The sequence below is a fragment of the Streptomyces sp. NPDC020192 genome, from assembly GCF_044388685.1.
GTDB lineage: Bacteria > Actinomycetota > Actinomycetes > Streptomycetales > Streptomycetaceae > Streptomyces.
Genome location: NZ_JBIRXG010000025.1, coordinates 1 through 7,625, shown reverse-complemented (window position 1 = coordinate 7,625; position 7,625 = coordinate 1). Strand labels below are relative to the sequence as shown.

Annotated in this window: 7 protein-coding genes; 4 read left to right on the top strand and 3 right to left on the bottom strand. The window is 66.2% G+C overall.

Annotation, left to right across the window (positions count from 1 at the left end; translation table 11 throughout):
- Positions 1-256 precede the first annotated feature (256 nt).
- Positions 257-1,114, bottom strand: a complete 858-nt coding sequence (locus ACH47Z_RS35750) for a DUF2690 domain-containing protein (RefSeq protein ID WP_399081308.1) — start codon at positions 1,112-1,114, stop codon at positions 257-259.
- Positions 1,115-1,185: 71 nt separating this feature from the next.
- Positions 1,186-1,965, bottom strand: a complete 780-nt coding sequence (locus tag ACH47Z_RS35745; protein ID WP_399081306.1) for a peptidoglycan-binding protein — start codon at positions 1,963-1,965, stop codon at positions 1,186-1,188.
- 439 nt (positions 1,966-2,404) lie between these two features.
- Here ACH47Z_RS35745 and ACH47Z_RS35740 point away from each other — a divergent pair, with 439 nt between their 5' ends.
- The 3 genes from ACH47Z_RS35740 to ACH47Z_RS35730 all read left to right on the top strand — a co-directional run bounded on the left by ACH47Z_RS35740 (position 2,405) and on the right by ACH47Z_RS35730 (position 5,473).
- Positions 2,405-3,352: an esterase/lipase family protein gene (locus ACH47Z_RS35740; protein WP_399081304.1), complete on the top strand. Its 948-nt coding sequence runs from the start codon at positions 2,405-2,407 to the stop codon at positions 3,350-3,352.
- A gap of 685 nt (positions 3,353-4,037) precedes the next feature.
- Positions 4,038-4,637: an RNA polymerase sigma factor gene (locus ACH47Z_RS35735; protein WP_399081495.1), complete on the top strand. Its 600-nt coding sequence runs from the start codon at positions 4,038-4,040 to the stop codon at positions 4,635-4,637.
- On the top strand, positions 4,634-5,473 hold the full coding sequence (locus ACH47Z_RS35730) for a helix-turn-helix transcriptional regulator (protein ID WP_399081302.1): 840 nt from the start codon (positions 4,634-4,636) through the stop codon (positions 5,471-5,473). The genes ACH47Z_RS35735 and ACH47Z_RS35730 overlap by 4 nt, the downstream gene beginning before the upstream one ends.
- A 647-nt stretch (positions 5,474-6,120) precedes the next feature.
- Here the strand turns inward: ACH47Z_RS35730 and ACH47Z_RS35725 are convergent.
- The gene (locus tag ACH47Z_RS35725; protein WP_346177165.1) at positions 6,121-6,501 is read right to left on the bottom strand and encodes a helix-turn-helix domain-containing protein; all 381 of its coding nucleotides are present in this window, start codon (positions 6,499-6,501) and stop codon (positions 6,121-6,123) included.
- Between the two features lie 89 nt (positions 6,502-6,590).
- On the opposite strand from ACH47Z_RS35725, the gene ACH47Z_RS35720 reads away from it, so the two are divergent.
- Positions 6,591-7,520, top strand: a complete 930-nt coding sequence (locus ACH47Z_RS35720; RefSeq protein WP_399081300.1) for an NADP-dependent oxidoreductase — start codon at positions 6,591-6,593, stop codon at positions 7,518-7,520.
- The last annotated feature ends 105 nt before the right edge of the window (positions 7,521-7,625 follow it).

The following is a 7,625-nucleotide window of genomic DNA, read 5'->3' as shown; positions in this document are numbered from 1 at the left end:
CGACGACAACACCAGGCCAGCATCAGCCACTACAAGCGGCGCGGGCACAGCCCCTGACCTGGCCATCAGTCACGACAAGCACCGTTGCAGTACTAAGTCGGCCGAGCCCGAGCCTGGCCGAGCCGTGCCGCCTGCGGTGTCGTCGCGGCGGCGACTTCCGGCCTCCGGTCTTTCCCGTGAGGGCCGGTGTTACTTCGCGCCCGGTAGTAGCCGCTCCCGTGGACCGGATCAGGCGGCGGCGCCGCATGTATCAAGTTCAGGAACCCGCGTTGAAACACTCCCGGCCGGGCCGGCCGGCCGAAGGGAAGTAGCAGCACCGCAGTCCCACGGCGTGCGCAGCAGCGATCATGGTGGTCGTGATCATTTCTCCGGCCGTCGGGCGGGCGGTTCGAGCGGTGACGGCCTGAGGATGCCCGTCAGGACTGGCGATTTCGATACGGAAACCGCGGTGTGTAGGCCAACTGCGCGCCCACCCCGCCTGACAGCTCGGACTGAGGCGGATTTCCAGCCGGGTGCCGTCGGCCGCTGTGCGTGAACCCACCGTTATGGGATCTTCGCATGCAGTGGTCAGCGGATCACGGCCCTCGCAGGAACGTAGCCGGCAGATGGGTGGGCGCGCGGCGGCCGATGGGCCGGTTCTGTAGGACGCGTGGATGATTGCGGCGGGTGCGACCATCGCCGTACACAGGAGGAGGACTCCCGCCGTAGTGGCCCAAGGCCGTGCGGTGACCAGAGCAGAAGCAGCGAGCAGCGCTCGATGCACGACGCTGCGAGTGGCTTTCGACTCCTTGTCGTTGGTGCTCCTCTCCGGGTGAGCGGTGCTCCGGTCCTGCTCGGGTTCGGCCGGGGAAGCGGTGTGACCGCGGCGGCTCCATGCCGCCTCCGCACATTCCCACCGAGGCAGTACGGCTTCCTCGTTCACCTGTGCCGCCTGGCACAGGGCCTGCACGGCATACCGGGGAGGGAACTGTTTGGCGTTGAGATAGCGCTCCCAGGACGACTTGCTGATGGCGGTGGTCCGCTCCAGCCCCGCCAGACTCAGACGGCTACGGTCCTTGAGCTGACGCAGGTCGCTGACCAGTTCCCGGTACGCGGCGGGCAGGGTCTGGGGCAACGTCCGCCATCGGGATCTCCCGGGTAGGTGCCTCATCGCTCGGGCCTATCCTTTCTCGCTGCGGTACGCGGTCACTCCACATGGCGCAGTAAGGACCAGGTCTGCTCACCAACGATTCCGTCGGAGGAAACGTGGTCCTGTTGCTGCAGCCTTTTCACCTGTGCTTCCGTCCGCTTGCCGAAGTAGCCGTCCACGTCGCCCGGCGACAGACGATGGCGGCGCAGGAGGCACTGGACTTCCGCCACGTCGGGGCCCGTGCTGTTCAATGCGACGAGGCCGGAGTTGGTGGTGCTGTTGCCGGCGAGCATCAGATCTCCGTGCCGGACATAGGCGCAGCTGTACTTGCCTACTCCGGTGGTGGTGCCCGAAAGGTGGCCCGCGGCGTTCGGGCGGTCGGTGATCAGCCACCCGGAAACGACGGCGGAGACCAACAGGGCCCCTCCGACGAGGGACAGGGCCACTGAGTGGATCCTCTCCTGCCCCTGATCGCGCTCTCGGCCTTCGCTCAGGCCCACGGATGAGGCACAGGAGGCGGGAGCCTGTTGGGGGCCCGTCTCCGCGACACGATTGCGATGCTGGCGTTCCGTGGCGACGCCAGGTTCCTGTGTTGCTTCCCACAGGGCCAGCAACGATGAGGCGTCAGCATCAGCCAGACCGGCGAGCGCTTCGATGGCCGCCGCAGGTGGCGGGGTCTTGCCGTTGAGGTACCGCTCCCACGACGAACCGCTGAAGGGCGTTTTGGCCTGGAGCATCTGCAGCGTGAGACCACTGTGGTCCTTCAACCGCCGCAACTCCTGCACAAGTCGTCGGCCGCTGGGATCCAAGCTCTCCGGCAGTTCTCTCCATCTCATGGCATCCCCCTGGCCATGAGTCTCCTGGAAGCCCGGCTTCCTCTGCGACCCCGCCTGCCTCGAAGCCGCGTTCCGCCACACGAATCCGGCCACCGACGCCACGCCCGCCTCGACGAGACGGCGAGCGTTCCCGAGAAGCCGTCTCGCCATGCACACATCGCCGCACGTCACAGACCGGGACGTCCCGAGACATCGCGAGATACCCGATACGTATGGCGGTTGGTACGGCTGGTTCGGGAAGGTCGCTCGGGCCGTACCGCTTCGGGGCCCTGGATCCCGGCGCACGTTCAGCCAGGTTGCCTCAACACATACCTGGATGGTCGGCGGTTGCTGCGCTGACCAGCACTTCCGGGTTGGAAAACACGCACTCAATGACACAAGGCGGGCGGTGCGGTTCACCCCGTACCGCCCTTGGACCACGAACGGGAGAAAAGGCCACATGTCCGTGCGCAGGAAGATCTCCGCGACCGCGATGGCGTTCGCCCTTGGCGTAGGCGGCCTCGCCGCCACCGCCTCCACGGCGCAAGCCCAACCGGCCCGCCCCACTGTGCGAGCTGCAACGGTGGCCGCATCCACCGCTGCTGAGCAAACCGCGCAGTTGGCCGCCGCCCCGCCTCGTCAAGACAGCGCCGCACGTCCAGTCATCTTCGTGCACGGCATCAACGGCCTGGCGAACACGAACTGTGCCGCGAAGTGGAAGAACGCGATGCAGGCGATCAAGGGCTCCGGCTGGCGCGGGGAACTGGTCACCTTCGGCTACTACAACCGGGACCGCAACTGCACGTTCCAGCATCCAGGGACCCTCAACACCCCTCTGGAGACGATCGGCCTTGACCTTGCCTGGGACATCTACAACCACTACACCCTCAGAGGAATGCCGGTAGACATCATCGCTCACTCGATGGGTGGGCTGATCACCCGATACGCGCTTGACGCGGTGGCCAAACATGTTCATGGAGCCCCGCCCAAGCTTTACGTCGAAGACGTAGCCACGCTGGGCACCCCGCATGACGGGGCGAACCAACGCTACACCGACCTCTGCAAGTTCAAACTTCAGTGCCGGCAGATGGCCCCTGGGAGCGACTTCCTGAAGTCTCTCGGCCGCAACCCGCAGTCGGCGATGGGCACAGACTGGACGCTGATTGGCTCCGGTGATGACAAGTACGTCCCGCTGCCCTCCGCGATCGACCTGGCTCACAGCAACTGGGGGCACAAGGTCGAGTACCCGTGGTTCGACGGCTTGAGCCACACCGACCTCTGGCAACAGTCCAAGGGGAAATACGCCCAGCTGTACTGGAATTTCTACGACAAACACTGGCACCGCACCACGGGACCGGCGCCACTGACGGTGGCCAAGAACGGCATCTACTGGTGGTGGCGCTGGTAGAGCACCGTATTCCGACGGCCGTCGAGAGGGTGCGAGAAAGGAGCCCTTGCTGCACCGGCCCGCGACGGTCGCCCCCTCCGCCTGGGATTGGATTGGGTGAGTTGATCACCGCTGAGGGACAACCTGCAGGCGCCGGTGCCGTTGCCCTGCAGTCCCCGCACTGAGCCCCGAGCTGTCCCGATCACCTCGATGCTGCACCCGGCCGCCCCGGTGACAGCCGCCAGCATCCCCAATCCCGACCACGGCTCACCCGCGACTTGGGTGCCCTGATGAAGAGGAAGGCGCGGTTCCCCCGCGAAGTGTCGCGGGGGAAGCGCGCCTTCCTGCGTCTCGGTGACGGGCAGCCCTGGGAGGCCCGGCTTCCCGACTACACATTTTCGGGCTGTCCGCCCTTATTTCTGTCAGGGCCAGCGGAGGGAACTGGCAGTGTGCGGAGGATGGACGATGGACGGGCACGTGATCTCAGCTGGTGGGCCTGCGGTGCTGCTTTGCCTCGGTGCCGTCTGGCGCCTACGACGCCGACGGAGCGGACCTGGCCTGTGGGACGTCGTGCAGGAGATTGCGCGTTCGTGCGGCATCGTGCTCGTTGAGAGGGCTCACCGGACGACGACCGTGCGGGTACTGGAGCACATCGGAGGCAGCGGCCGGGTACGCATCACCGATCAGGGTGGCTGGCACCGCAGTTATGAAGTCTCTTCGGACTCGTCCGTGGATGGGGCTGCGGATGAATGACTCCTGGTCTCCGATGCCTCCAAGAGAGGGCGACGATTGCAACGCTGGCTGGCGGGGCCCTCCCGGGTTCGAGGAGTTCTTTCGCCACTATGCGCCCATGGTGCGCCGCTTCCTCATCTGGCGTGAGGCCGAGTCGAGCATCCTCGACGACACGGTGCAGATGACCATGATGAGCGCGTATAGGTACTGGGAACGGGTGCGGACTATGGATCCCCCGACCGGATGGCTGTTCAAGGTAGCGGGCCAGCGGTTGCACGATGCACGGCAGGCATTGCACCGTGAACGACTGTCTGTGGACGCCGATTTGGCGGACAGCCACTTGGTCCACCCAGACCCCACTCCCTTGTGTGACCAGAGAATGGACATCCTCACCGCGGTCCATAAACTGCCCCCTCGCCAACAGGAGGCACTGGCGCTGCGGACACAGTTTGGCCTGCCTTACAAGGACATCGCAGAGATCATGGGTATTGCTCCAGCTACGGTCCGTGCCCATGTCCACCAAGCCCACGAGACTCTTCGGGCCATACTTGGACAGGAAGGAGGGGGCACATGAGCATTCGCCGCCGTCTCCGCGAAGCCGCACAGGCGATCGACGAATTGCACTCCGATCAGGCAGGGGTCGCGCAAGAGTTCGAGCGCTTCCTCGGCTGCATGCGCGTAGGCGCTCAGAGCACGGAGAACCTGGACGTCTCCGAAGCCGTCATTCGACGATCCCCCAGCCCTCAGCCTGTAAAGGCAGACGACGCGGACTCGGCTGAGCATCAGCCGGTTCACGGGAACGAAACGCTCGCCGTTCCGGGCCTGGTGTTCCTGGACAGGGACCTCAGGCCAGTTTCCTACACGCCATCCGCCAAGTATTGGCTCGCACGCTTTAAGGGCATGTCCGCAGTCCCGACGCTTCCCGACTCGGTCATTGACCTCGCCGGGCGTTCCCGGGATGCCGGTGCAGAGTCTTCCGAGATCGCGCTGGAAGAACTAGCCGATGGGACCCTCATCGAGGTTCAGGCCTGGGCGATGCCGCAGACCGGCCAGGACGCGCAGATCGTGGTTGCCTTCATCCCGGCTAGCTCGTTCGTACGATTCATGCACTTGCTGGAGCGGTACCAGTTGACAGCACGAGAGCGGCAAGTAGCACAGTTCACGCTGTTGGGCCGGTCCCTAAACGAGATTGCCGAGCTGCTGGACATCTCGCCCGACACGGTGCGGTACTACTTGAGGGCGGTGTTTGACAAGACCGGATGCCGGAGCCGTAGGGAGTTCGCCACGCAGTTCTTCAACGAACACCAGGCCACGAGCGTCCCTACCGTTGGATCAGACGGTGTGGAAACCTGCGCCGACCAGCTCGACCAAGTAGCTGCCTCGAGTACGGGTGGGACCGGAGCCAAGTGATCACTTCTTGGAGTGGATAGTTTGTCCAGACCGGTGGAGATCGACGCTTCTCGCCGAGCCGACGCCAACCACACGGGGCTCTTGTAGCACGACGGGTGCTCATCAGCGGTCTGGCAGACCCGACGACGAAGACCCGACGGCGTTCGTTGCGATCGCGGGTGTGCATGGGATGGCGACTGGCGGATCGGCTGGGCTGTCCACCGAGCTCTGAGCTATCCCGGTCACCGCCATGCGACACCTGGCAGCCACCGTCACCGCCGGCGGGCTTCTCCCCTAGCCCAGGGCGTGCTGGCAAGCGGGGAGAGTCGGTTTGTTGTCCGCGGACAACAAACCGGTTGATGGGCTCAAGCTGGCGAGTGCTGCTGCGTGCATGGTTTTCGGCAGGCTCCCTGTTCTGAGTAACCCCCGGCTTCATCGACGCCTCGGATGTTGTCCGCGGACAACAAACTTTCCCGGGCGGCACTACATTCGACCCTCGCCACCGCCCCGAGTGTCCTGTCTCGCTCAATCGAGTCGTTTTCTCAGTGAACCGCGTCGTTCGGGCTTCTGTCTCAGCGAACCTAGTCGCGCGACTGAGGGGGCTGGGGGGTGCTGGATGGCTGTACCGGCTGGGGTGGATTCTGGAGGGGCTGTCCCTACTGGGGGCCTCAGTCGCTATGGGCGACCGGCTCGGGGTCGGCGTCGAGCGCATCGAGCACTGCGTCGCCGTTCGCCCTCGCCCACTCGGTCAGCATGTGGATCGGATCGATCAGTGTCGCCCCGAGCGGGGTGAGCTCGTACTCGACGCGGGGCGGCACCTCGGCGTAGGCGTGGCGGCGGATGAGTCCATGCGCCTCGAGCCGTCGAAGCGTCTGGGTGAGCATCTTGCGGGAGATGCCGCCGATCAGCTCGATCAGCTGGCCATGGCGCACCGGGCCCCTGCTGAGGCCGTAGAGCACGACCACCGTCCACTTGTCGGCGATCAGCTCGACCGCAAGACGCGCCGGACAGTCGGCGAGAAAGGAATCCCCGGGACCGAAACCGCTCATGGCGCCAAAGGTACCTGCGCCGAAGGTACCTGCTGGTTCCTATCAAATTCATAGCCTGGGTCCTCTCCCCTTCCAAAGCCAGGAGAGTCATGCGAGTCATCACCCAGCAGACGCTCGGCGGTCCCGAGGTGCTCACCATCGTGGACGCGCCCGAGCCCCAGCCCCTTCCGACCGAGGTTCTCGTCCGCGTCAAGGCGATCGGGCTGAACCCGCTGGAGGCGCGCCTGCGCGCCGGCGAGTTCCCGCTGATCGGCCAGCCGCCGTTCATTCTGGGCTGGGACATCAGCGGCGTGGTCGAGGAGGCACCGGGGACGTGGCGGTTCAGGCCCGGCGACGAGGTGTTCGGGATGCCGCTGTTCCCGCGGGCGGCGAGCGCGTACGCCGAGGTCGTGTCGGCGCCGGCGTTGCACCTGGCACGCAAGCCGGCGTCGCTCTCGCACGTCGAGGCGTCGGCGCTGCCGGTCGTCGGGCTGACGGCGTGGCAGGGCCTCGTCGACCTCGGCGGCGTGAGGGAGGGCGACCGCGTCCTGGTCCACGGCGGTGGTGGCGGGGTCGGCCACGTCGCGATCCAGATCGCGAAAGCGCTCGGCGCGCACGTGATCACCACCGCCAGCGGAAGCAAGCGGAAGTTCGTCGAGGGGTTCGACGCCGACGAGGTGATCGACTACACGGCGGTCGACTTCACCGAGGCGGTCCGCGACATCGACGTCGTGCTCGACACGATCGGCGGCGACACCGTCGAGCGGTCGCTCGAAGTGCTCCGCCCGGGCGGTCACCTGGTGACGGCGGTCGCCGAGGAGGATTCGGAGCTCATCGCCAGGTACGAGGCGGCCGGCATGCGCTTCAGCGGCATCGCGGTCGAACCCGATCCGGTCGCCCTGCGAGGTCTCGTCGAACTCGTTGAACAGGGCAGGCTCCGGGTCCACGTGCATGAGACGTTCCCGTTCGAGCGCGTCGCCGACGCGCACCGGCTGCTCGACGGCGGTCACCTCCAGGGCAAGCTCGTCCTCACCGTCTGATCCCGTCGTGGGGGGGGGGGGGGGGGGCGGCCCCCCCGGGGGGGCGGGGGGTGGCCCCCCGCCCGCCCCGGGCCGGCGGGAGCAACGAACCCCCGGCCCCGTGTC

Bases quoted from the DNA above. Each gene is read 5' to 3' on its own strand.
- ACH47Z_RS35725 (WP_346177165.1), bottom strand. From the start codon at position 6,501: ATGAGCGGTTTCGGTCCCGGGGATTCCTTTCTCGCCGACTGTCCGGCG.
- ACH47Z_RS35730 (WP_399081302.1), top strand. From the start codon at position 4,634: ATGAGCATTCGCCGCCGTCTCCGCGAAGCCGCACAGGCGATCGACGAA.
- ACH47Z_RS35735 (WP_399081495.1), top strand. From the start codon at position 4,038: ATGAAGTCTCTTCGGACTCGTCCGTGGATGGGGCTGCGGATGAATGAC.
- ACH47Z_RS35740 (WP_399081304.1), top strand. From the start codon at position 2,405: ATGTCCGTGCGCAGGAAGATCTCCGCGACCGCGATGGCGTTCGCCCTT.
- ACH47Z_RS35745 (WP_399081306.1), bottom strand. From the start codon at position 1,965: ATGAGATGGAGAGAACTGCCGGAGAGCTTGGATCCCAGCGGCCGACGA.
- ACH47Z_RS35720 (WP_399081300.1), top strand. From the start codon at position 6,591: ATGCGAGTCATCACCCAGCAGACGCTCGGCGGTCCCGAGGTGCTCACC.